Annotated in this window: 24 protein-coding genes; 15 read left to right on the plus strand and 9 right to left on the minus strand. The window is 67.6% G+C overall.

What is annotated here, in order from left to right; translation table 11 throughout:
• Positions 1-87: 87 nt before the first annotated feature.
• A complete protein-coding gene (gene ilvD, locus CWC60_RS07275) occupies positions 88-1812 on the minus strand; it encodes a dihydroxy-acid dehydratase (protein WP_109793317.1) in 1725 nt (574 codons plus the stop codon).
• Between the two features lie 86 nt (positions 1813-1898).
• Between ilvD and CWC60_RS07280 the strand changes: the two genes are divergently transcribed.
• The 5 genes from CWC60_RS07280 to CWC60_RS07300 are packed head-to-tail and all read left to right on the plus strand — an operon-like array spanning position 1899 to position 4940.
• Positions 1899-2306 (plus strand): cupin domain-containing protein, encoded by a 408-nt coding sequence (locus tag CWC60_RS07280; RefSeq protein ID WP_109796359.1) that lies wholly within the window; start codon positions 1899-1901, stop codon positions 2304-2306.
• A gap of 51 nt (positions 2307-2357) precedes the next feature.
• The gene (locus tag CWC60_RS07285) at positions 2358-3026 is read left to right on the plus strand and encodes an LON peptidase substrate-binding domain-containing protein (protein WP_109793319.1); all 669 of its coding nucleotides are present in this window, start codon (positions 2358-2360) and stop codon (positions 3024-3026) included.
• A gap of 49 nt (positions 3027-3075) precedes the next feature.
• Complete coding sequence (locus CWC60_RS07290) at positions 3076-4341, plus strand: SulP family inorganic anion transporter (protein ID WP_109793320.1); 1266 nt, start codon at positions 3076-3078, stop codon at positions 4339-4341.
• A 27-nt stretch (positions 4342-4368) separates the two neighbouring features.
• Entirely contained in the window at positions 4369-4560 is a 192-nt protein-coding gene (locus CWC60_RS07295; RefSeq protein ID WP_109793423.1) for a Trm112 family protein, read from the plus strand.
• Positions 4557-4940 carry a gamma-butyrobetaine hydroxylase family protein gene (locus tag CWC60_RS07300; RefSeq protein ID WP_109793321.1) on the plus strand — a complete coding sequence of 128 codons (384 nt, stop codon included), beginning with the start codon at positions 4557-4559 and terminating at the stop codon, positions 4938-4940. Before CWC60_RS07295 ends, CWC60_RS07300 begins: the two co-directional genes overlap by 4 nt.
• A 55-nt stretch (positions 4941-4995) precedes the next feature.
• Here CWC60_RS07300 and CWC60_RS07305 read toward each other — a convergent pair whose 3' ends face one another.
• From CWC60_RS07305 to CWC60_RS07315, 3 genes are read right to left on the minus strand one after another with little or no spacing between them, the layout of a single operon-like run.
• Positions 4996-5547, minus strand: coding sequence for a histidine phosphatase family protein (locus CWC60_RS07305; protein WP_164516421.1), 552 nt, complete (start codon positions 5545-5547; stop codon positions 4996-4998).
• 31 nt (positions 5548-5578) lie between these two features.
• Positions 5579-8731: an efflux RND transporter permease subunit gene (locus CWC60_RS07310; protein WP_109793323.1), complete on the minus strand. Its 3153-nt coding sequence runs from the start codon at positions 8729-8731 to the stop codon at positions 5579-5581.
• A gap of 4 nt (positions 8732-8735) precedes the next feature.
• Positions 8736-9833 (minus strand): efflux RND transporter periplasmic adaptor subunit, encoded by a 1098-nt coding sequence (locus tag CWC60_RS07315; RefSeq protein ID WP_109793324.1) that lies wholly within the window; start codon positions 9831-9833, stop codon positions 8736-8738.
• A 146-nt stretch (positions 9834-9979) separates the two neighbouring features.
• Between CWC60_RS07315 and CWC60_RS07320 the strand changes: the two genes are divergently transcribed.
• From CWC60_RS07320 to CWC60_RS07355, 8 genes are all read left to right on the plus strand, one after another.
• On the plus strand, positions 9980-10915 hold the full coding sequence (locus tag CWC60_RS07320; protein ID WP_109793325.1) for a histone deacetylase family protein: 936 nt from the start codon (positions 9980-9982) through the stop codon (positions 10913-10915).
• The gene (locus tag CWC60_RS07325) at positions 10916-11164 is read left to right on the plus strand and encodes an exodeoxyribonuclease VII small subunit (protein WP_109793326.1); all 249 of its coding nucleotides are present in this window, start codon (positions 10916-10918) and stop codon (positions 11162-11164) included.
• 5 nt (positions 11165-11169) lie between these two features.
• Positions 11170-12060, plus strand: coding sequence for a polyprenyl synthetase family protein (locus CWC60_RS07330; RefSeq protein WP_109793424.1), 891 nt, complete (start codon positions 11170-11172; stop codon positions 12058-12060).
• A gap of 47 nt (positions 12061-12107) precedes the next feature.
• Complete coding sequence (gene dxs / locus CWC60_RS07335; RefSeq protein ID WP_109793327.1) at positions 12108-14033, plus strand: 1-deoxy-D-xylulose-5-phosphate synthase; 1926 nt, start codon at positions 12108-12110, stop codon at positions 14031-14033.
• A 92-nt stretch (positions 14034-14125) separates the two neighbouring features.
• On the plus strand, positions 14126-14935 hold the full coding sequence (locus tag CWC60_RS07340; protein WP_109793328.1) for a UDP-2,3-diacylglucosamine diphosphatase: 810 nt from the start codon (positions 14126-14128) through the stop codon (positions 14933-14935).
• Positions 14932-15939 carry a glycosyltransferase family 4 protein gene (locus tag CWC60_RS07345; RefSeq protein ID WP_109793329.1) on the plus strand — a complete coding sequence of 336 codons (1008 nt, stop codon included), beginning with the start codon at positions 14932-14934 and terminating at the stop codon, positions 15937-15939. Before CWC60_RS07340 ends, CWC60_RS07345 begins: the two co-directional genes overlap by 4 nt.
• Positions 15879-16724, plus strand: coding sequence for an aldolase (locus CWC60_RS07350; protein ID WP_277422319.1), 846 nt, complete (start codon positions 15879-15881; stop codon positions 16722-16724). Before CWC60_RS07345 ends, CWC60_RS07350 begins: the two co-directional genes overlap by 61 nt.
• Positions 16725-16824: 100 nt before the next feature.
• Positions 16825-17106, plus strand: coding sequence for a DUF4031 domain-containing protein (locus CWC60_RS07355; RefSeq protein WP_109793331.1), 282 nt, complete (start codon positions 16825-16827; stop codon positions 17104-17106).
• Here the strand turns inward: CWC60_RS07355 and CWC60_RS07360 are convergent.
• The 5 genes from CWC60_RS07360 to CWC60_RS23530 are packed head-to-tail and all read right to left on the minus strand — an operon-like array spanning position 17094 to position 21394.
• The gene (locus CWC60_RS07360; RefSeq protein WP_109793332.1) at positions 17094-18398 is read right to left on the minus strand and encodes a DNA polymerase IV; all 1305 of its coding nucleotides are present in this window, start codon (positions 18396-18398) and stop codon (positions 17094-17096) included. The two genes, CWC60_RS07355 and CWC60_RS07360, sit on opposite strands and share 13 nt — an antisense overlap.
• Positions 18377-19249, minus strand: coding sequence for an ROK family protein (locus CWC60_RS07365; protein ID WP_109793333.1), 873 nt, complete (start codon positions 19247-19249; stop codon positions 18377-18379). Before CWC60_RS07365 ends, CWC60_RS07360 begins: the two co-directional genes overlap by 22 nt.
• 5 nt (positions 19250-19254) lie before the next feature.
• A complete protein-coding gene (locus CWC60_RS07370) occupies positions 19255-19908 on the minus strand; it encodes a hypothetical protein (protein ID WP_109793334.1) in 654 nt (217 codons plus the stop codon).
• A gap of 24 nt (positions 19909-19932) precedes the next feature.
• Complete coding sequence (locus CWC60_RS07375) at positions 19933-21096, minus strand: serine hydrolase domain-containing protein (RefSeq protein WP_109793335.1); 1164 nt, start codon at positions 21094-21096, stop codon at positions 19933-19935.
• A gap of 22 nt (positions 21097-21118) precedes the next feature.
• Complete coding sequence (locus CWC60_RS23530) at positions 21119-21394, minus strand: DUF3572 domain-containing protein (protein WP_164516422.1); 276 nt, start codon at positions 21392-21394, stop codon at positions 21119-21121.
• 170 nt (positions 21395-21564) lie between these two features.
• Between CWC60_RS23530 and CWC60_RS07385 the strand changes: the two genes are divergently transcribed.
• Together CWC60_RS07385 and CWC60_RS07390 are read left to right on the plus strand one after the other, a co-directional pair.
• On the plus strand, positions 21565-21930 hold the full coding sequence (locus tag CWC60_RS07385) for a response regulator (RefSeq protein WP_109793337.1): 366 nt from the start codon (positions 21565-21567) through the stop codon (positions 21928-21930).
• 12 nt (positions 21931-21942) lie between these two features.
• On the plus strand, positions 21943-23304 hold the full coding sequence (locus CWC60_RS07390; protein ID WP_109793338.1) for a PleD family two-component system response regulator: 1362 nt from the start codon (positions 21943-21945) through the stop codon (positions 23302-23304).
• Positions 23305-23325: the final 21 nt, after the last annotated feature.

Genomic DNA, 23325 nt, shown 5'->3' on the forward strand with positions numbered 1-23325 from the left:
CCCGGGGACCCAGCCTTTCGGTTTGCTGGGCCCTCGGATCGGGTCCGAGGGCGCCGTCAGCTTTCTTCAGCTAGCCGCGGAGATCGGTCAGATATCCGCGTAGCAGTGCGTTTCCGCCTTGCCGCCCGGATGGGTGACGGCGCCTAGATGGGCCGGGCCCACGGTCTGGGCGTATTTCCAGATCGCGCCGGACTGGTAGTCGGTCTCGCGGGGCGTCCATTCCTTGCGCCGGGCTTCGAGCTCCGCGTCGGTCAGGTCGACGTGCAGCGTGCCGGCGTCGGCGTCGATGTGGATCATGTCGCCGTCCTGCAGCAGCCCGATCGGGCCGCCGACCGCCGCTTCCGGGCCCACATGGCCGATGCAGAAGCCGCGCGTGCCGCCGGAGAAGCGCCCGTCGGTGATCAGCGCGATCTTGTCGGAGATGCCCTGGCCGTAGAGGGCGGCGGTGGTCGCCAGCATCTCGCGCATGCCGGGGCCGCCCTTCGGCCCCTCGTAGCGGATGACGAGGACGTCGCCTTCCTTGTACTCACGGCGCTCGACGGCGGCGAAGCAGTCCTCCTCGCAGTCGAAGACCCGCGCCGGGCCCGAGTGCTGCATGCGGCCCAGGCCCGCCACCTTCACGATGGCGCCGTCGGGGGCGAGATTGCCCTTCAGCCCCACCACGCCGCCGGTCGGCGTCAGCGGGTTGGCGACGTGGTAGATGACGTCCTGGTCCTCGGGGAAGACCACGTCCTTGACGTTCTCCGCCAGGGTCTTGCCGGTGACGGTGATGCAGTCGCCCTTCAGATAGCCGGCGTCCAGCAGTTCCTTGATCACGACCGAGATGCCGTTGATCTCGTACATGTCCTTGGCGACGTACTTCCCGCCGGGCTTGAGGTCGGCGATGTAGGGCGTGTGCTTGAAGATCTGGCAGACGTCGTCGAGGGTGAACTCGATCCCGCATTCGTGCGCCAGCGCCGGCAGGTGCAGCCCGGCGTTGGTCGAGCCGCCGGTGGCGGCGACGACGGTCGCGGCGTTGTGCAGGCTGTCGAGGGTGATGATGTCGCGCGGGCGGATATTCTGCGCCATCAGGTTCATCACCGCGCGGCCCGAGGCGGTGGCGAAGGTGTCGCGGTTCTCGTAGGGCGCCGGCGCGCCGGCGGAGCCGGGCAGCGCCAGGCCGATGGCTTCCGAGATCATCGCCATGGTGTTGGCGGTGAACTGCCCGCCGCAGGAGCCGGCCGAGGGGCAGGCGACGCATTCCAGGCCGTGCAGGCGCTCCTCGGTCCAGTTGCCGGCGGCGACCTGGCCCACGCCCTCGAAGACGTCGACCACGGTGACGTCGCGGCCCTCGAACTTGCCGGGCAGGATCGAGCCGCCATACATGAAGACCGACGGGATGTTCAGCCGCGCCATGGCCAGCATCAGGCCGGGCAGGGACTTGTCGCAGCCGGCCAGGCCGACGAGGGCGTCATAGCAATGGCCGCGGACCGTGAGCTCGGTCGAGTCGGCGATGATGTCGCGGCTGACCAGCGAGGCCTTCATGCCCTGGTGGCCCATGGCGATGCCGTCGGTGACGGTGATGGTGGTGAACTCGCGCGGGGTGCCGCCGGCTTCCTCGACGCCGCGCTTGGCCCACTTGGCCTGGCGCGAGAGCGAGATGTTGCAGGGCGCGGCCTCGTTCCAGGTGGTGACCACGCCGACCAGCGGACGGTGGATCTCCTCGTCCGTCATGCCCATGGCGTAGTAATAGGAACGGTGGGGCGCGCGCTGGTAGCCCTCGGTGACGTGGCGGCTGGGCAGTTTCGCCTTGTCGAAAGTCTTGGTGTCCATTGTGGTGCCTCCCCGGATCGTGCCTTGGCGTCGTGTCTGGTCTATCTGTTAGACCAAATCGGCGCGGGACGGAATGGAGGATGGCGATGACGGAACATGCGCGGGCAACGGCCGACGCCTGTTACATGATCGATACGGGCGCGCAGCGCTTCCGGGCCCATGACACGGCGGACTTCTGGCCGAAGATGATGGCCGGAGAGATCGAGGGAGAGGCGCTGGTCAGCTTCTTCCGCATGGAAAGCGATTTCCCGCACTGGGAGATGCACCCGGAGGGCGACGAGCTGTTCGTGCTGCATTCGGGCGAGATCAAGGTGGTTCTCGAGCAGGACGGCGCCGAAACCGTCTTCCGTCTGAAGGCGCGCCAGACCTGCGTTATCCCGCGCGGCGCCTGGCACTTCGCCTACTGCGTCGCGCCCGGCGACCTGACCGTCATCACCTTCGGCGAGGGCACGCAGCACCGCGCGGTGGACGGCGCGCCGGGGACCGCTGCGTGACCATGCGCCGGGCCGCTTGTCTATCGCGGCCGATCGGACCATTTTGAACCCATGCCGAACCCGGAACGCCCCAACAGTTCAGAGAGCCTGCCGGAACGCATTCCGGTGTTCCCGCTGGCCGGGGCGATCCTGCTGCCGGGCGGGCGGCTGCCGCTGAACATCTTCGAGCCGCGCTACCTCGCCATGACCCGCGACGCAATGTCGGGTGCGCGCATGATCGGGATGATCCAGCCCAAGGACGACGAGCGCGGCGACGGCCGCACGCCCGACATCTATTCCGTCGGCTGTCTGGGCCGGGTCGTGGAGTTCTCGGAAACCGGCGACGGCCGCTACCTGATCGCGCTGGCCGGCGTCTGCCGCTTCCGGGTGACCGAGGAGCTGGAATGCGATACCGCCTACCGCCAGGTGCTGGCCGGCTATGAGGACTTCAGGGACGACTTCGCCGACGGCGACGGACCGCAGGGGGTCGACCGCGAGCAGCTCCACGAGGCGCTGAAGGCGTTTCTCGACCTGCGCGGGCTGAAGGCGGACTGGGACGCCGCCCGGCGCGCCTCCGACACGGTGCTGGTGAACTCGCTGTCGATGATGCTGCCCTTCGGGCCGCCGGAAAAGCAGGCGCTGCTGGAGGCCGGTTCGGTTGCGGCCCGCGCCGAGGTGATGACGGCGCTGATGCGCATGGCCCTGATCGAAGGTGATGACGGCGGCTCGGCCGTGCAGTAGCCTGCCGGCATCAATTCCCGGGCCGGAGCCCGCACACGAAATCGTCCCCATGCGAATACCGAAGCTCCTGACCACGCTGCGCACCTATTCGTGGCGCCTGTTCCGCGCGGACCTGTTCGCCGGTCTGACGGTGGCCATGGTCGCTATCCCGCTCAGCATCGCCATCGCCATCGCTTCCGGCGCGACGCCAGCCGCCGGGCTGACCACGGCGATCGTGGCCGGGTTCGCGATTTCGCTGCTCGGTGGCAGCCGCGTCCAGATCGGCGGACCCACCGGCGCCTTCATCGTCGTCGTCTACGGCGTGATCGCCGAGCATGGCTTCGACGGTCTCGTGCTGGCGACCGCCATGGCGGGACTGATTCTGGTGATCGCGGGCGTCTTCCGGGCGGGAAGGCTGGTCGCGTTCATCCCCGAGGCCGTGATCAACGGTTTCACGATCGGCATCGCGATCATCATCGCCACCAGCCAGATCAACGATTTCCTGGGGCTCGGGATCGAGGACCTGCCGGCGGATTTCATCGAGAAGGCGCCGGTCCTCTGGCGTCACTTGGGACAGACCAGCATTCACGCCGTCGTCCTGGCGGTGGCCACGATGGCCGGGATCGTTCTGCTGCGCCGCCTGGCGCCCCGGTTCCCCGGGCTGATCGTCGCGGTCGGTCTCGGATCCTGCGCGGTCGCCCTGGCCGGTCTGCCGGTCGATACGGTCGTCTCCCGCTATGGCGAACTGCCCGCCGGGCTGCCCTGGCCTGCGCTGCCCGAAATATCCGCCGCCCGGATTGTCGAACTGTTCCCCTCGGCGGTCGTGATCGCCTTTCTGGCCGCCATCGAATCCCTGTTGTCGGCGATGGTTGCCGACCGGATGATCGACGGTCAGTATCGGCCGAACGCCGAGATCATTGCGCAAGGCGTGGCGAATCTCGGCAGCGCGGCGTTCGCGGGCCTTCCCGCGACGGGCGCGATCGCGCGGACGGCGACCAATGTGCGGGCCGGGGGGCGGACGCCTGTGGCCGGCATTGTCCATGCGGCGGCGATCCTGGCGGCGGTGCTTCTGATCGCCGACATCGCGGGATATCTGGCGATGCCCTGTCTCGCCGCGCTGCTGGTTCTCACGGCGTGGAACATGAGCGAACCGCACCGCTGGCGCGGCTATGCCGCCGCGCCGGTTTCGGACCGTGTGCTGCTTCTTTTGACGATGACGCTCACGGTCCTGGTCGACCTGACGGTCGCGATCGGCGTCGGCGTCGCCGTCGGGCTTGCTATTCGGCTCAGGCGGCGCGACATACCGGAGGCGAAGTGGACGCCGCCACGGCGTTAGAAGCGGGGGCGAAGGACCATAGGGATGATGCAGGAAATCGACCGCAAGCTGCTGGAGATCCTCGTGTGTCCCCTGACCAGGGGCACGCTGGAGTACGATCGGGAGGCGCAGGAGCTGATCAGCCGCCAGGCAGGGCTCGCCTATCCCATCCGGGACGGCATACCGATCATGCTGGTCGACGAGGCCCGCAAGCTGGACGAGGACGCCCCGGCCCGATGAGCCTCGACGTCTATGAGGAGGCGGGCCGGCCGCAGCCGACCGAGATCCGACTGAACAGCGCCGAGCGCACGCTCGAGGTTGATTTCGAGAACGGGCGCAGCTTCGCCTTCACCCATGAGTTCCTGCGGGTCGAGAGCCCCTCGGCCGAGGTCAAGGGTCACGGCCCCTCCCAGCGTCAGTACGTGCCCGGCAAGATCGGCGTCGCCATCACGGAGATCGAACCCGTGGGCAACTACGCGGTGCGGCTGAAATTCGACGACGGCCACAACACCGGCATCTTTTCCTGGAGCTATCTCTACGAGTGCGGCGACCGCTACGAGGAGATCTGGGACGCCTATTGCGAGGAACTCGACCGGCGGGGGCTGAGCCGGGAGGGGTAGGCGGCAACGATGCGCCCGGGCGCAGGCGCGACAGCGCCGGGCCGAGGCCAGCCGCCTACAGCACTTCCGTCTCGACCTCCCGGCCGCGCTCGACCAGCGTCCAGCCATCGGCTGTCCGGCGGATGACCGTCACCGAGCAGTTGTCGGGACGGAAATGGGTCACACGGTCCTCGCCTGTCAGGTGGCCGACGATGGTGTTGATGGCGACGAAGTGGCTGGAGACCACCGTGTCTTCCTCGATTTCCTCGATCGCCGCGATCAGGTCGCGCCGCCAGCCGGCGAGGTCGGCGGCGGATGGGTCGGACCACGTGCCTTCCATGAATCCCGTCAGCCATTCGCGCCGCGCCTTCAGGTCTTCGGTCGGCGAGGGTACCTCCGACACGCGCGGTTCCACCCGCGCCGGCGATCCCCAGACGTTCTCCAGGGCGGTTGCAGTCTCCCGCGTACGGCGCATCGGGCTGGTGATCAGGGGCATCGGCCCCTTCGGCCCCAGCAGATCGGCCATGACCAGCGCCTGACGGGAGCCAATCCTGTCCAGCGGCGGATCGTGATCCTCGTCGAAGGCGGCGGCGGCCTTGCCATGGCGAACGAGATAGACCGTGGCCATGCTCTCCTCCCTGATCAATGGTCGGTTCGGGCTATTCGGCGGCGGGGACGGGCGGCACGGCCGGCTGGTCGCCCCCTTCCCGGTCCTCGCGCTCCTGGCGGTTGAGCATCCGTTCGACATGGCCGACCGGCTTCGTGAAGCGCGCCAGCAACAGGTAGAACTGGGGCACGATGAACAGCGACAGGATGGTCGAGAAGCCGATGCCGCCGATGATCACGATGCCGAGGGTGGCGCGGGTCTCGGAGCCGGCCCCCGTCGCCAGCGCCAGCGGCAGGGCGCCGAGCCCGGTCGAGATGGTGGTCATCAGGATGGGCCGCAGCCGAATGGCGGAGGCTTCGATGACCGCCTCGCGGATCTCCTTGCCCTGGTCGCGGAGCTGGTTGGCGAACTCCACGATCAGGATTGCGTTCTTCGCCGTCAGGCCGATCAGCATGATCAGCCCGATCTGGCTGTAGACGTTGATCGAGATGCCGGTGGCGAGCATCGTCGCCAGCGCTCCCGTCACCGCCAGCGGCACCGCCGTCAGGATCACGAACGGGTGGATGAAGCTCTCGAACTGCGCCGCCAGCGCCAGGAACACGATCACCAGCGCCAGCGCGAAGGTGAGGTAGAGAGCGCTGGAAGACGACTTGAACTCGTCGGACTCGCCGGCATAGGTCACGCGCGCCTCGGGCGGCAGCTCTTCCGCCGCCACGCGGTCCAGGAAGGCGAGCGCCTCGCCCAGGGTGTAGCCGGGCGCCAGCGAGGCGGAGATGGTGACGGAGCGCAGCCTGTCGGTGCGTTCCAGTTCCCGGGCCGTGGCCCCTTCCGACAGGGACACCAGGCTTTCCAGGGGGATCAGCTGGCTATCGCCTTCACCTGAGCGGACATAGATGTTGCGCAGGTCGCGCGGGCTGGAGCGGTCGGACTTCTGCGCCCGGAGGATCACGTCGTACTGCTTGCCACCCTGCTGGAAGGTGGTCACCCGCCGTTCGCCCAGCATGGTTTCCAGCGTGCGGCCGATGCTGTCGATTCGGACGCCCAGATCGGCTGCGCGGTCGCGGTCGATGTCGACGCGCAGCTCCGGCAGGGTCTGGTCGTAGCTCATGTCCGGATTGAGGATGCCCGGGTTCTCGCGCGCCTTGTCGACGATGAGCGTGGCCCACCGCTCCAGCACGTCATAGTCGGGACCGCCGATCACGAACTGCACCGGCGTTTGCGAAAACCGCTGGCCCAGGGGCGGCCGGCCGAAGGCGAAGGCCTTCACGCCCGGAACAGCCAGTACCTGCGGGAACAGCCGTCCGATCACCTCCTGCTGGCTCACCTCGCGCTCCTCCCAGGGGACAAGCCTGAGGATGCCGAAGCCGACATTGACGTCGCCCGGGCGCCCGCCGAAGCCCGGCGCCAGGATGACCAGCACGCGCGAGCCGATCCCCTCCTCGATCAGCGGCATCAGCTTGTCTTCGACCTCGGCGACATAGCGGCTGGTGAACTCCAGGCTGGCGCCCTCCGGAGCAGTGGCGCTGACGAAGATGATGCCGCGGTCCTCCTGCGGCGCCAGTTCCTGCGGCAGGGCGAGATAGAACAGATAGGCCATGGCCGAGACCACGCCAGCCAGGGCGATGACCACGATCGGCAGCTTCAGCGCCGAGGTCAGCACCGACTTGTAGCCGTTCGACAGTCCCTTGAAGCCCTTCTCCGTCACCCGGCCGAACCAGCCCGACTGGGAACTCGGGCGAAGCAGCTTCGAACACAGCATCGGGGTCAGCGTCAGCGCGATGAAGCTGGAGAACATCACCGCCACGGCGACGGCGATGCCGAATTCCCGGAACAGCCGTCCGACATTGCCCTCCAGGAAGGAGATCGGCACGAAGACGGCGATCAGGACGATTGTCGTGGCGATGACCGCGAAGGCGATCTGACGCGCCCCGCGCAGCGCCGCAAGCAGGGGCTGTTCGCCTTCTTCGATGCGGCGGTGGATGTTCTCCAGCACCACGATGGCGTCGTCCACGACCAGGCCGATGGCCAGCACCAGCGCCAGCAGGGTCAGCACGTTGACCGAGTAGTCCAGGGCCGACAGGACGATGAAGGCGGCGAGGATCGAGACAGGGATGGCGAGAACCGGGATGATGGTGGCGGTGATCGAACGCAGGAAGACGAAGATCACCAGCACGACCAGACCGAGGGCGATCACCAGGGCGCGATAGACCTCCTCGATCGATTCCTCGATGAAGACGGATTCGTCGTAGGAGAGATCGAGCGTCATGCCCTCGGGCAGGCCGGGCGTGATCTTCGCCAGTTCTTCCCGGACTCCGCGCGCCACTTCCAGGGTGTTGGCCTTGGACTGGCGGATCACGCCGACGCCGACGGTCGTCTGGCCGTTGGAGCGGAACTCGGTGCGCTCGTCCTCCGGCCCCAGCGCCACGTCGGCCACTTCCATCAAGCGGATGACGTAGCCATCCCGCTCGGCAAGGACGATGTTGCGGAACTGCTCCACCGTCTCCAGCGAGGTCTCGGTGCGTACCGAGAGCTCCCGGGTGACCGATTCGATCCGGCCCGAGGGCAGATCGATATTCTGTTCGCGCAGCGCCGCCTCGACATCGGTGACCGTCAGCCCGCGGGCCGCCAGCTCGTTCTTCTTCAGCCAGATGCGCATGGCGAAGCGCTTGCCGCCGCCGGTGCGGACGCGGCTGACGCCGTCGACCACGGAAAAGCGGTCGATCAGCTGGCGCTCGGCGTAGTCGGTCAGCTCCATGGCGTTCATGCGGTCGCTGGAGAGCACCATCCACATCATCGCCCGGGCGTCTGATTCGCTCTTGGCCACGGTGGGCTGCTCGGCGTCGACCGGCAGTCGGTTGAGGGCGCGGCTGACGCGGTCCCGCACGTCGTTGGCCGCGGCGTCGATGTCGCGGCTGAGGTTGAACTCGACCGAGATCGACGACGATCCCTCGCGGCTGGTCGAGGCGATGCGCTTCACCCCGCCGATGCCGGCCAGTTCGTCTTCGAGCACCTGGGTGATCTGGCTCTCGACGATGTTGGCGCTGGCGCCGCGCCAGATCGTGTTCACCGAGACGATGGGCGGGTCGATGTCCGGGTATTCGCGTACCGACATCTTCTCATAGGAGAACGCACCGAAGATCATCAGCACCAGGCTGATGACGATGGCGAAGACAGGACGCTTGATGGCGGTATCGGAGAGGACCATCGTCCTAGCCTTTCACGGAGGCGGTCAGCGGATTGCGCACGGTGACGGGCGCGCCGGGCCGGACCTTCTGCACACCGGCGGTAATGACGGTCTCGCCCGGCTCCACGCCGTCCAGAACCTCGACCAGGCCCGGCCGGCGGCGGCCCAGCTCGACCGGGCGGCGCTCGGCCTTGCCATCCACGACGGTGAAGACGAAGGCGCCGCCGTCGACCACCAGGACGGATTCCTCGGGCACCATCAGCGCATCCTCGGTGCGTCCGTAGACCAGTTCCACGGTCAGGAACATGCCCGGCCGCAACAGGCTGTTGGCGTTGTCGATTTCGGCGCGGACGGTGACGGCGCGCGTTGCGGGATCGATTCGGGTGTCGATGGTGGAGACGACTCCCTCCACCGGCGTGTCGGGATAGGCCGAAGAGCGTGCGTGCACCACCTGGCCGGGATGCAGCGCCGCCAGCACCGTCTCCGGCACGTCGAAGTCCAGCTTGATGACCGATATGTCGTCCAGGGTGACAATGGGCTCGCCGGGCTGCACCAGGGCGCCGACGCTGGCCTGCTTCAGGCCCAGCCGCCCGGAAAAGGGCGCGCGCAGGGTGAACTTGCCGATGCGGGCCTCGATGGCGCGGACCTCGGCCTCGGCGGCGGCCAGCCCCTGGGCCAGCTCCTCGGTGCGGGCTTCGGTGATCAGGCCCTTGCGCCGCGTAGCCTCGCCGCGCTCGTAGACCTGCCGGGCCAGGTTGAGCTGCGCCTTCGCGCGCTCGAGCTCCGCCCGGATCTCTGCCGTGCCGAACTGCACCAGAAGGTCGCCGCGGCTTATCTGCCGGCCTTCGGAAATATTGAGCTCGGCGATGCGGCCCGCGATCTCGCTGGTGATGGTCACGGACTGGTTCGATTTCGTGGTTCCGACCACGCGGACGGTGTCCACGAGCGACTGCGGCGTGACCATGACGGCGTCGACCGGAACGGCGCCACCGGCCCGTTTCTGGCCTTCGACTGCCGGCGCGAAATAGGCGCCGACGAGCGGCAGGTCCGCGCGGTTCGTCCACGCGAAATAGCCGCCGGCCGCGAGGGCCGCGACGATCAGAAGCTGGATGAGGATGCGCACGCTTGAAGACTCTCCCTTGCCGCGCCAACTGGCGGCGATAAGCTCGGGCCGATGGCCGGGCAGGACAGTACATAATGTCGCGCCCGCGGCAAACTGACTTGTATGGCGGACCGGGACGCGCGCCCGGCCGGGAGGAAGGAATCGGATTGGCCACGCTGTTCGTCACCCACATGGACTGTCTGATGCACGACACCGGACCGTCCCATCCCGAAAGGCCGGACCGGCTGCGCGCTGTCACCCATGCCCTGAACGAGACCGATTTTCCCGACCTCGTGCGCCGCGAGGCGCCGCTGGCGAGCGACGATCAGATCGCGCTGGCCCATCCCGCCGACCACGTCGCCGCCGTCTTCGACGCGGTCCCGGGGCAGGGCCGCCGCCATCTCGACGGCGACACCGTGGTCTCGCCGGGCTCGGCGGAGGCCGCCCGGCGCGCCGCCGGCGCGGTGATTGCCGCCATCGACGCGGTCTTTGCCGGCGAGGCCGCGAACGCCTTCTGCGCCGTGCGGCCGCCGGGGCATCACGCCGAGCGCCGCACGCCGATGGGCTTCTGTCTGTTCAACAACGTCGCCATCGGCGCGCAGCACGCCCGCAAGGCGCACGACATCCGCCGCGTCGCCGTGATCGACTTCGACGTCCATCACGGCAACGGCACCCAGGACCTGTTTCAGGACGATCCGGAGCTGTTCTACGGCTCAACCCACCAGTGGCCCCTCTATCCCGGCACCGGGGCCAGGGAGGAGCGCGGCGTCTCCGGCAATATCGTCAATGCCTGCCTGCCGCCCGCGGCCGGTTCGGCGGATTTCCGCGCAGCCATGACCGACGAGGTGCTGCCGCGGCTGAAGGCCTTTCAGCCTGAACTGCTGATCGTTTCCGCCGGCTTCGACGCCCACGAGCGCGATCCGCTGGCCAATCTGAACCTGACCGACGACGACTATGCATGGATCACGGCGGAGTTGATGGCGGTCGCCGACGAATGCTGCGCGGGCAGGGTGGTATCGGTGCTCGAAGGCGGTTATGACCTCGATGCGTTGCAGACGGCGTCCGCGGCGCATGTCCGCGAACTGGAACGAAAGAAGGGCTGAATGACCGAGATCCCAGACGACATCCGGCAGATGAACTTCGAGACGGCCCTGCAGGAGCTGGAGAAGATCGTCGGCCGGCTGGAATCAGGGGATGTCGACCTGGAGGACTCGATCGACATGTACGCGCGGGGCGTACACCTGAAGGCGCATTGCGAGGCCAAGCTGAAGGCCGCCGAGGCGCGGGTGGAAAAGCTCGTGATCGGAACCGACGGCCAGCCCGCCGGCTCGGAACCCTTCGAGACCGAGTGAACGGCATGAACGCGGCGTTGGCAGAGGCGCTTCAGGCGAGCGCGGCGGCGGTCGAAGCCGAACTCGACAGGCTCGCCACGGTTCCCGACGCGCTGGAGGCGCGAGTATGGGAAGCCATGCGCTATTCGCTGTTCGCCGGGGGCAAGCGGCTCCGGCCGTTCCTGGTCATGGCGACGGGCGATCTGTTCTTCGTGCCGCACGATTCCTCGGTCCGCGCCGCTGCCGCGATCGAGATGATCCACACCTATTCGCTGATTCACGACGATCTGCCCTGCATGGACGACGACGACCTGCGGCGCGGCAAGCCGACCAATCACCGCCAGTTCGACGAGGCGACAGCGGTGCTGGCCGGCGATGCGCTGCAGCCGCTGGCGTTCCGCACCCTGCTGGACCCGGCCACCGATCCCAGCGCCGACATCCGCCTCGATCTGGCGCAGCGGCTGGCGCGTGCGGCCGGCGCCGAGGGCATGGTCGGCGGGCAGATGATCGACCTGCAGGCGGAGACGACATCCTACGATCTCGACCAGATCACCCGGCTGCAGAACATGAAGACCGGCGCGCTGATCGCCTGGTCATGCGAGGCCGGCGCCATACTCGGCCGCGCCACGGCGCGGGAACGGGAGGCGCTGAAGGCCTATGGCCTCGACCTCGGTCTGGCCTTCCAGATCGCCGACGATCTGCTCGACGCGGCCGGCTCGGCAGAGGAAATGGGCAAGGCCGTCGGCAAGGACGCCGAGGCCGGCAAGGAAACCTTCATCACGCTGATGGGCCCCGAAGGTGCGCGAAAAAGGGCGGAGGAACTGGTTGCACACGCCGTCGCGCGCCTTGATTTGTTTGGTGAAAGGGCCTTTCTATTGAGGGAAGTGGCGCGGTATGTGATCGACCGGCGGTCGTGACCGTCAAGCGCCCGGCCCGCACGGCAGTAGCAAAGGGGTAAGCGGCAGTGGCCGAAACTTCGAAAACACCATTGCTCGACACCGTCAGCAGCCCGGCGGAGCTCAGGGGACTGGCGCCCGAGCAGCTCCGCCAGCTGGCGGACGAACTGCGGGCGGAGACGATCGATGCGGTCTCCCAGACCGGCGGGCACCTGGGCGCGGGGCTGGGCGTCGTCGAACTGACGACGGTGCTGCACTACGTCTTCAACACGCCCGACGACAAGCTGATCTTCGACGTCGGCCACCAGTGCTATCCGCACAAGATCCTGACCGAGCGACGCGACCGAATCCGCACGCTCCGCCAGGGCGGCGGCCTGTCGGGCTTCACCAAGCGCGCGGAAAGCGTCTACGACCCCTTCGGCGCGGCCCATTCATCGACCTCAATCTCGGCCGGGCTGGGCTTCGACGTCGCCCACCGCATGCAGGGCCAGCCCAACCGCGTGGTCGCGGTGATCGGCGACGGGGCCATGTCGGCTGGCATGGCCTACGAGGCGATGAACAATGCCGGCAGCATGAAAAGCCGGATGATCGTCATCCTGAACGACAACGAGATGTCGATCGCCCCGCCGGTCGGCGGCATGAGCGCCTATCTCTCGCGGCTGATCTCCGGCAAGCCCTATCTGTCGATCCGCGAGGTCGGCAAGAAGCTGGCCGAACGCTTCCCGCGGCAGCTCTCCAAGATGGCCCAGCGCGCCGAGGAATTCGCCCGCGGCATGCTTACCGGCGGCACCATGTTCGAGGAGCTGGGTTTCTACTATGTCGGCCCGGTGGACGGGCACAATATCGACCACCTGCTGCCGGTGCTGGAGAACGTCCGCGATGCCGGCAGCGGCCCGATCCTGGTGCATGTCGTCACCGAGAAGGGCAAGGGCTATCCGCCAGCGGAGCAGTCGGCGGACAAATATCACGGCGTCGCCAAGTTCGACGTGGTCACCGGTGCGCAGCAGAAGGGCAAGCCGAATGCGCCGGCCTACACCAAGGTCTTCGCCAACGCGCTGGTGAAGGAAGCGGCGAAGGATGACAGGATTGTCGCCGTCACCGCGGCCATGCCCTCGGGCACCGGCCTCGACGTCTTCGGCAAGGCCTTTCCCGACCGCACCTTCGACGTCGGCATTGCCGAGCAGCACGGGGTGACCTTCTGCGCCGGCATGGCGGCCGGCGGCCTGAAGCCCTTTGCGGCGATCTATTCGACCTTCCTGCAGCGCGGCTACGATCAGGTTGTCCACGACGTCGCCATCCAGCGGCTGCCTGTGCGGTTCGCCATCGACCGGGCCGGCCTGGTCGGCGCCGACGGCCCCACCCATGCGGGCGCATTCGACGTCACCTATCTGGCGACGCTGCCGGGTTTCGTGGTCATGGCGAGCGCCGACGAGGCGGAACTGGTTCACATGGTCGCCACCGCGGCGGCGATCGACGACCGGCCCTCGGCCTTCCGCTATCCGCGCGGCGAGGGCGTGGGCCTGGAAATGCCGGAGGAAGGCACGCCCCTGGAGATCGGCAAGGGCCGGATCGTGCGCGAGGGCAATGCCGTCGCCATCCTATCCTTCGGCGGGCGGCTGCAGGAATGCATGAAGGCGGCCGAGGACCTGGCCGCGCGCGGGCTGAGCGCCACCGTGGCCGATGCCCGCTTCGCCAAGCCGCTGGATACCGACCTGATTACCCGGCTCGCACGGGAGCATCCGCTGCTGGTCACCATCGAGGAAGGCGCGGTCGGCGGCTTCGCCAGCCATGTGCTGCATTTCCTGGCGCAGAACGACCTGACCGACGGGCTGAAGGTGCGGCCCATGTGCCTGCCCGACATCTTCATCGATCAGGACAAGCCGGAGAAGATGTACGATGTCGCCGGTCTCAACGCGCAGCATATCGTGGCCACGGTGCTGGGGGCGCTCGACGTCGATGCGCGGGACGGGACGGTCAAACCGGCCAGGGCGTGACCTGGACGCCAGATATGGGGTTCGCGCGTCACGAATCGGCAACATGACGGGTCTATAGCGGCGTCACCACAGGATCGGGGGCCTATAGATCGATGTTTTCCTCGGATACGGTGCGCTGCCGAACGATCTTCATCTCTGATGTCCATCTGGGCACGCGCGGATGCCAGGCGGAACGCCTGCTCTCCTTCATCAAGGCCTTCGAGGCGGACACGATCTACCTGGTGGGCGACATCGTCGACTGCTGGGCGCTGAAACGCGGCTGGTTCTGGCCGCAGAGCCACAACGACGTGGTCCAGAAACTGCTCCGCCAGGCCCGCAAGGGCGTTCGGGTGATCTACATTCCAGGCAATCACGACGAGGCCTTCCGCGACTATTGCGGCACGCATTTCGGCGGCGTCGAGGTGAAGACGGACGACATCCACACCGCCGCCGACGGCAAGCGCTATCTGGTCACCCATGGCGACGCCTTCGACGGCGTCGTGCGCTATGCGAAGTGGCTCGCGGTGCTGGGCGACTGGTCCTACAACATGCTGATCCGGGTCAACACGGTGCTGGCCCGGGTGCGGCAGCGGCTGGGGCTGCAGTACTGGTCGCTGTCGGCCTATCTGAAGTTCAAGGTCAAGAACGCGGTGCAGTTCATCGACAACTACGAGACCACCGTGGCCGACGAGGCGCGCCGCCGCGCCGTCGATGGCGTCATCTGCGGCCACATCCACCATGCCGAGATCCGGGAGATCGAGGGCATCACCTACGTCAACGACGGCGACTGGGTTGAGAGCTGCACTGCGGTGATCGAGCGCCAGGACGGTCGCCTGGAGATCATCCGCTGGTCGGACGCCCTAGCCGAAGCCTTCGCCGAGAAGCGGGCCGCCGGCGAACGCTCCAGAATTCGGGCCGCGTGAGAATTGCGCTCGTCACCGACGCCTGGCATCCGCAGGTCAACGGCGTCGTGCGGACCTGGAGCCGCGTGATCGAGGAGTGCGAGCCGTTGGGGCACGAGTTTCTCGTCATCGCCCCGCGCGACTTCCGCACCATGCCCTTGCCGACCTATCCCGAAATCCGCATCGCCGTCGCGCCCGGCGCCGGGCTGCGGCGGCGGCTCGCCGAATTCCGGCCCCAGGCGGTCCATATCGCCACCGAAGGGCCGCTGGGTCTGGCGGCACGGCGGTTCTGTGTCCGGCGCGGCTGGCCGTTCACCACCAGCTATCACACGAAATTTCCCGAATACCTCGCCGCGCGGCTGCCCGTGCCGCTCAATTGGGGATACCGGGCGATACGCTGGTTCCACCGCCGCTCGTCCGGCGTTCTGGTGGCGACGCGCTCGATCCGCCGCGAACTGGAGGCGCAGGGCTTCGCCAACATCGTCGACTGGAGCCGGGGCGTCGATACGGCGCTGTTCCGCCCCGACGGGCCGAGGGCATGGGAGGGCGGCGAGCCGCTTTTCCTCTATGTCGGACGGGTGGCGGTGGAGAAGAACATCGAGGCCTTCCTGGCCCTCGACCTGCCGGGCAAGAAGGCGGTCGTCGGCGACGGCCCTCAGCTCGCCGAACTGAAGCGGAATCACCCCGACGCGATCTTCCCGGGGGCGAAGTTCGGAGAGGAACTGGCCGCCTGGTACCGCAGCGCCAGCGTCTTCGTCTTCCCCAGCCGCACCGACACCTTCGGTCTCGTGCTGCTGGAGGCGCTGGCCTCCGGCGTGGCCGTCGCGGCCTATCCGGTGCCCGGGCCGCTGGACGTGATCGGGGCCGACGGGCCGGGTGTACTGGACGAGGATCTGGGCCAGGCCGCGCTGGCGGCGCTGGAAGTCGACGCCGCCCGTTGCCGGACCCACGCCATGCGGTTCTCGTGGGCGGCCTGCGCACGGCAGTTCCTCGACAATCTGGCGCCGATCGCGACAAAGGGGTAGGAAAGGGAAAAGAATACGCGGCAAGGGAGACCCCGTCCATGACCCCCGACCTGAAGGAAATGCGGATCGATCTCGCCTGCGCGCTCCGCTGGGCTGCGCGCCTCGGCCTGCACGAGGGCGTCTGCAACCACTTCTCGCTGGCCGTGCCCGACGCCGACGGCGCGATGCGCGGCAACCGCTTCCTGATCAACCCCTATGGCTGGCACTGGTCGGAGATCACCGCGTCGTCGCTGGTCATGGTGGACGCGGACGGCAATGTGATCGAGGGCGACAACGAGGTGGAGGATACCGCCTTCACCATTCACCGCGGCATCCATGTCGCCGCGCCGCACGCTGTCTGCGTCATGCACACGCACATGCCGCACACCACGGCGCTTACCCTGCTTCGGGACGGCGAACTCAAGATGTGCGAGCAGAACGCGCTCAATTTCCACGACCGCATCGCCTACGACGAGGACTACAACGGCCTGTCGCTGGACAACGCCGAGGGCGACCGCATCGCCTCGAAACTGGGCAACCGCTCGGTGCTGATGATGGCGAGCCACGGCGTCACCGTGACGGGTCCGAACGTCCGCGAATGCTTCAACGATCTGTACTACCTGGAGCGCGCGGCGACCTTCCAGGTGCTGGCGCGGTCCACGGGCGGGAAGCTTCGCACGCTCTCGGACGAGGTCGTTGCCCTGACCTCGCGCCAGATGGCGGAGGAGCGGCCCAAGCTGGCCGAGCGGCACTTCTCGGCGCTCCGGCGCATCCTGGAGCGGGAAGAGCCGGAGTTTCTGAACTGACCGGTATGCCGGTGACGTCGCGCGAGTGGATTTTCCCCCTCCCCCGGTCATTCTCCGGCAAGGGGGAGGAAGCGAAGTCACGCGGCACAAGCTTCATTCCATGGTCGTGATGGATCGACCGCGGCGGCTGCCGGACGGGCGGCTGACGGCGCATCTGCTCTCCGACCGCGCCGGCCCGGCGGGCTACCGGGAACTCATGCCTGTGGCGCTTTCGCTCGGCTGCCATCCGCGCGCGCTGCAGGAGCCGGGCACCTACAAGGAGCATTTCGATCTCATGGGGGAGAAGCGGATCGGGGCGGCGCTGGCGCATCCCGATATCGCCACGGTGACCTGGCGCCGGATCGCCGACATCCTGAAGGCGAAGCGCGCTCAGCGGTCCTGATCGCGCTGCTTCCGCGAGTTCGACCCGAAGCCTCGGCCCTCGCCGATCGACGTCTTGCCGTAACGGGCGCGGATCCGGTCCAGCGCGCCCTCGATCTGGCGGCGTTTCGCCCGGTTTTGGTCGAGCAGGTCGGGCGGATCGGTGTCTCGCTCCCCGTCGAGACCGCTCATGCCGACGCCGATGAGCCGGAACCTGCGCCGCCCGTCCGCCTCGCGGCGCAGCAGCGGCTCGGCGGCATGGTAGATGGTCCCGGCGAGCTGGGTCAGGTGGTCAAGCGTGTGGCTGCGCGTGTGGACGCGGAAATCGGCGGTGCGGAGCTTCAGCGTCACCGTCCGCCCTGCGATCCGCTTCTCCTTCAGCGTCGCCGAGACGTCCTCCGACAGCCGCCAGAGGATTCGCGCCAGTTCGTCAAACCCGGCGATATCGTCATTGAATGTCGTCTCCGTCGAGACGCTCTTGCGTTCCCCGTCCGGGTTGACGGCGCGCGTGTCGCGGCCGTCGGCGAAGGCGCGGAGCCGCTTGCCGATGACGCCGTAGCGGCGCATCAGCTCGGTCTCGTCATGGCGGCGCAGGTCGGCGAAGGTGCGGATGCCGTCGGCCGCCAGCCGGCCCGCGAAGGCCTTGCCGACGCCATAGATGTCGGAGACCGGACGCGGCGCCAGGAACTCGACCGCTTCCGCCCGGCCGATGACCGCGAAGCCGCGCGGCTTGTCGAGGTCGGAGGCCAGCTTGGCGAGAAACTTGTTGTAGGAGAGGCCGACCGAGATGGTGACGCCGATATCCGTTTCGATACGCCGCGCCAGCCGCGCCAGGGTGGCGGCCGGACTGGCGTGGTGGACGCGCGCCGTGCCGGTCAGGTCGAGGAAGGCCTCGTCGATCGACAACGGCTCGACCAGCGGCGTCAGGTCCAGCATCAGGGTCCGGATCTCGCGACTGACGGCGGCGTACTTCTTCATGTCCGGTTTCCGGACTACTGCATCCGGACAGGCCTTCAGCGCCTTGAACATGGGCATGGCGGAGCGGACGCCGTAGATCCGCGCCATGTAACAGGCGGTCGAGACGACGCCGCGCCGGCCGCCGCCGATGATCAGCGGCCTGTCGCGCAGGCTCGGATCGTCGCGCTTCTCCACCGCGGCGTAGAAGGCGTCGCAGTCGATATGGGCGATCGAGAGGTCGTGCAGTTCCGCGTGGCCGAGCGTGCGCGGCGACCCGCAGGCCGCGCACAGGTCCCCGGCGATGTCCGTCGAGAAGCAGTCGCGGCAGAGCGCGTTCACGACGTCGGCCAGAGCCATGCGGCGCCGCGCACGCCGCTGGCGTCACCGAAGACGGGCTGGCTGATGACGGTTGAGACGTAGTCGGAGAAGACGTGATCGTTCAGCCGGTCGGCGACGGGCTGATAGAGCTCCACGCGGTTGGAGATGCCGCCGCCCAGGACGATCATGTCGGGATCGATGATGTTGATGACATGAGCCAGGGCCCGCGCCAGGCGGTCGACATAGTCCGCCCAGATTCCGCTGTCCGCGATCTCGCGCGCCGGAACGCGCCGCCCGGTCTTGTCCAGGTGGAGACGCTCCACCGCCGGACCGGAGAGGAAAGTCTCGATGCAGCCACGCTTTCCGCACCAGCAGGCCGGGCCGGGGCGCTCGTCGTCACGCGGCCAGGGCAGGGGATTGTGGCCCCACTCCCCGGCGATGGCGTTTGGGCCGGTCAGCGTCTTGCGGTCGATCACCAGCCCGGCGCCGACTCCGGTGCCGAGAATGACGCCGAAAACCGTCGGCGCGCCGGCGGCTGCGCCGTCGATGGCTTCGGAAAGCGCGAAGCAGTTGGCGTCGTTCGCCAGCCGGACCGGGCGGCGCAGGGCGGCCTCCAGATCCCGCGCCAGGGGCTGGCCGTTGAGCCAGGTGGAGTTGCAGTTCTTCATCAGTCCTGTGACGGGGGAGACCGCGCCTGGCGTGCCGACGCCGACGCGTCCCCGCCGGCCGGTTCGCTCCTCGAGCTCTGCCACCAGGCCCAAGATGGCGTCGATGGTGGCGTGGTAGTCGTCGCGGGGGGCGGGCACGCGTTGACGGTACATCTCGCGGCCCCGGTCATCGATCGCCAGGGCCTCGATCTTGGTGCCGCCGAGATCGATGCCGATGCGCATGGCGCTCAGTCCTCGAAGAGGTGGCGCTCGATGATGCGCCGCGCCTCGGGCCAGGTATCCGCCCGGTGGTGGCTGTCCTCGGCGCGGGGAATCAGCCGAGCCAGCCGCGGGTCGGCGACGAAATGCAGCCGTTGCACCTCCGGCGCGTGTTCGCGGACGGAGCTGTGATTGTGCGGAATGTCGTCGATGAAGATCGCGGGGGCTGCCGCCAGTTCGTGCAGATGCCGCACGGCCGGGCCCTTCAGCCCCTCGTTGGCGATCAGCGGATAGTCCATGCCGTGACGGCGCAGCGCCCGCTCGCGGGCCTCGCGCTGGGGCAGCGGCAGGTTGGAAAGCACGACGATCTGCGCCCGCTCCGACAGTTCCGCCAGCGTCTCGGCGGCGTGATCGACCGGATCGAGTTCCTCGGTGTGGCGTTCGAAGAACGTGCCCAGATGGGCCCGTACCGCCTCCCGCTCCAGCGCCTCGCCGTCGGACGTCCGGACATTGCCGGAGATCGCGAAGGAGGAGAAGTCGAAGGTCAGCCCCTCGCCGATCAGGTAGGTCTCGAGGCCGGCCATGAAGGCGAACAGCACCTCGTCCGCGTCGGTGACGATCAGCGGCCGGCCCGGGCGGATCTCCAGCCGTGCGATCTGTTCCTGTACCTGGTCGGCGATCACGGGCGGTGCCCTCTCTGTCTGCGGTCAGTCGAGGCTGTCATACACGCACTTCTCGTAGTCCTGGTAGAGGCGGGTCACGCCGGCCTCGACGAACGGGAACATCTGGGTGGCGAAGATACCGCCGACGCCGCGCGCCGGGTCGATCCAGAAATGGCTGTTGGCGAGGCCCGCCCAGGCGAGGCTGCCTGCCGAGCGGCCCGTGGGCGCGGGTTCCTCGTTGATCATGAAACTCAGGCCCCAGCTCTTCTCGATACCGGGAAAGATGTCGACATCGCAGGTCAGTTCAGGCGCCTGGCTCTTCAGTGGGTGCACGCGAAGGTCGCCCATCTGGTTGACCGACATCCGACGCACCGTCTCCGGCTTCAGGACCTGTTCGCCGCCCGCGCGGCCCTGGTTCAGGATCATCCGGATAAAGCGGACATAGTCGTTCATCGTCGAATAGATGCCGCCGCCGCCACCCTCCAGTTCGGGCGCGGTTTCGGGCGGGTTGCGATCGACGAAGCCGATGCTGTCTGCGGTCTTCCCGTGCATGCGCGCCAGCCGGCCGCGACGGCCGTTCGGAACATGGAAAGCCGTGTCCGCCATCCCGAGCGGCTCGAAGAGGTTGGCCGCCATGAAGGCGCCGAGGCTCATGCCGCTCGCTTCCTCGACCATGACGCCGGCCCAGTCGATTCCGATGCCGTACTGCCAGTCCGTCCCGGGATCGAAGACCAGCGGCATGCGCAGCGAATCGAGCCTGTCCGATCCGTCGCGTTCGCGCATCTGGTTGAAGCGCTTAAGGCCGGCGTTCCAGAAGGTGTAGCCGAAGCCGGAACTGTGGGTGAGCAGGTGGCGCAGCGTGATCTCCCGCGCGGGCGGCCGCAGGCGCGGGGCGCCGTCCGGGCCAAAGCCCTCCAGCACCTGCGCCTCGCCAAGCCAGGGCGCGAGGGTGCGGGCCGGCGCGTCGAGGTCCAGTTCGCCGCGTTCGACCAGTTGCATCGCCGCGGCTGCCGCCATGGGCTTGGTCATGGAAGCGATCCACATCACCGTGTCGGCGGTCATGGGATCGCCGGAGCCCAGCGCCCGTTCGCCGAACTCGCCGGTGTAGAAATTACTCCGGGCGTCGGTCGCCATCGCCACCACGCCGGGCACGACACCGTCCGCCACCCCTTCCGCTAGCAGGCGATCCGCGTCCCGCTGCAACGCCATGAGCCGTCTCCCCGAATTCCGCTCAGTAGTCTTCCGTCGCCGCGCCTGGCAGCGCCTGCCGCGCCTTCGCCGGCGTTTCGGGCGAATGGCCACACGCTTCGCAGAACGCCAGCAGCAGCGATTCGTCGGACAATACGAAGTCCAGCACGCCGGCCTGCGTCTCCGGTTCGCCGGCGGCGCGGCGAAGCTGGTCGGGGCTGACGCCGGCGAACTGGATGAAACGGAGCAGCGCAGCCTCTTCCGCCGCGATGTAAGCCAGCGCTTCAAGCGCCACGACACTCGCCTGATCCTGTTTCACCGCCGCTCCGCCGGTTATTAACGGTTGCTTTACAGCCTGAGCCACATCATCCCGCCCGACGACGGATATCACCAGATACACGTCCGATGGCCGGTCCGTCGACGGTTCCCATCGGCGTGCGCCAGCGCTAGTGTGATCAGCATAGTGGCAGAAGGCCACCAGGGGTAGAGATGACCAAGACCGTCCTCATCGTCGAAGACAACGATCTCAACATGAAACTGTTCCACGATCTGCTCGATGCCCACGGGTATGCGACGGTTCGGACCAAGGACGGCATGGAGGCGTTGAAGCTGGCTCGGGAGCATCATCCCGACCTGATTCTCATGGACATCCAGCTTCCCGAGGTTTCGGGGCTGGAGGTGACCAAGTGGATCAAGGAGGATGATGACCTGCAGAGCATCCCGGTCATTGCCGTGACCGCCTTTGCGATGAAGGGCGACGAGGAGAAGATCCGCGAAGGCGGGTGCGAAGCCTATATCTCGAAGCCGATTTCGGTTGGTACCTTCATCGACACCGTCAAGCAGTTCCTCGGATAGGAGGGAAGGCGGATGTCCGCCCGCGTACTGGTCGTCGACGACGTCGCGCCAAATATCCGCATTCTCGAGGCGAAGCTTTCGAGCGAGTACTACAACGTCCTGACCGCGATGAACGGTCCGGAAGCGCTGGAATCGGTCGAGCGTGACAATCCGGACATCATCCTTCTCGATGTCATGATGCCGGAGATGGACGGCTTCGAGGTCTGCCGCCGGCTCAAGGCGAATCCCGACGTTTCCCACATTCCGGTGGTGATGGTCACTGCGCTCTCCGACGTCTCCGACCGGGTGCAGGGCCTGGAGGCCGGGGCAGACGATTTCCTGACCAAACCCGTCAACGACCTGGCGCTGTTCTCGCGCGTGCGCTCGCTGGTCCGGCTGAAGATGACCATGGACGAACTGAAGCTGCGCCGTCAGACCGGCGAACGCTTCGGCCAGCGTCAGACCGAGGCGGAGATGGAGGTCGACGGCGCGCAGGTCCTGGTCATCGACGACAACGCTTCCGACGCCCGCCTGATCGGCCGCCACATGGGCGAGCGCTTCCACATGACCTACGAAGCCGACCCGGAAAAGGCGATGGCGCTCGCGAACTCCAATCCGCCCGAGCTGATCATCCTGTCGCTGGACCATCGCGGCGCCGATCCGCTCAGGCTGACCGCCGGCATTCGCAATCAGCCGAATTCGCGCCAGACTCCGATCCTGCTGGTGGGCGAGGAGAGCGACGTGCAGCGTGTCGCCAAGGCGCTGGAACTGGGCGTCAACGACTACATCCTGCGCCCCATCGACGCCAACGAACTGCTGGCCCGCGCCAAGACCCAGATCCGCCGCAAGCGTTATCAGGACATGCTGCGCCAGAACGTCGAGGATTCCATCGCCCTGGCGATGACCGATCCGCTGACGGGGCTGCACAACCGGCGCTATTTCGACCAGCACCTCGACACGGCCCTGGAGCGGCAGCGTGCCGCAGCCAAGCCGTTCTCGCTGATCATGCTGGACATCGACCACTTCAAGCACATCAACGACACCCACGGTCATCCGGCCGGCGACCGCATTCTGGAGGAGTTCGCCCGGCGGCTGGAACGCGATATCCGCGGCTTCGACCTGGCGGCGCGCTATGGCGGCGAGGAATTCGTGGTCATGCTGCCTGACGCCGACGCGCCCCTGGCGGAGAAAGTGGCCGAGCGCCTGCGCGGCAATGTCGAGGCCGTGCCGTTCGAGACCGGCGAGGCGGTGGGCAAGGTCGAGATCACCTGTTCGATCGGCGTCACCACGGTCTGCGAGGGCGACGACCGGACCAGCGTGCTCAAACGCGCGGACGAATGCCTCTACAAGGCGAAGGCCGGCGGCCGCAACCGCGTCGTCGTCGCCGCGGCCTGACGGCGGCCGGCGCCGCACACG

It is taken from the genome of Minwuia thermotolerans, assembly GCF_002924445.1.
Classification (GTDB): domain Bacteria; phylum Pseudomonadota; class Alphaproteobacteria; order Minwuiales; family Minwuiaceae; genus Minwuia; species Minwuia thermotolerans.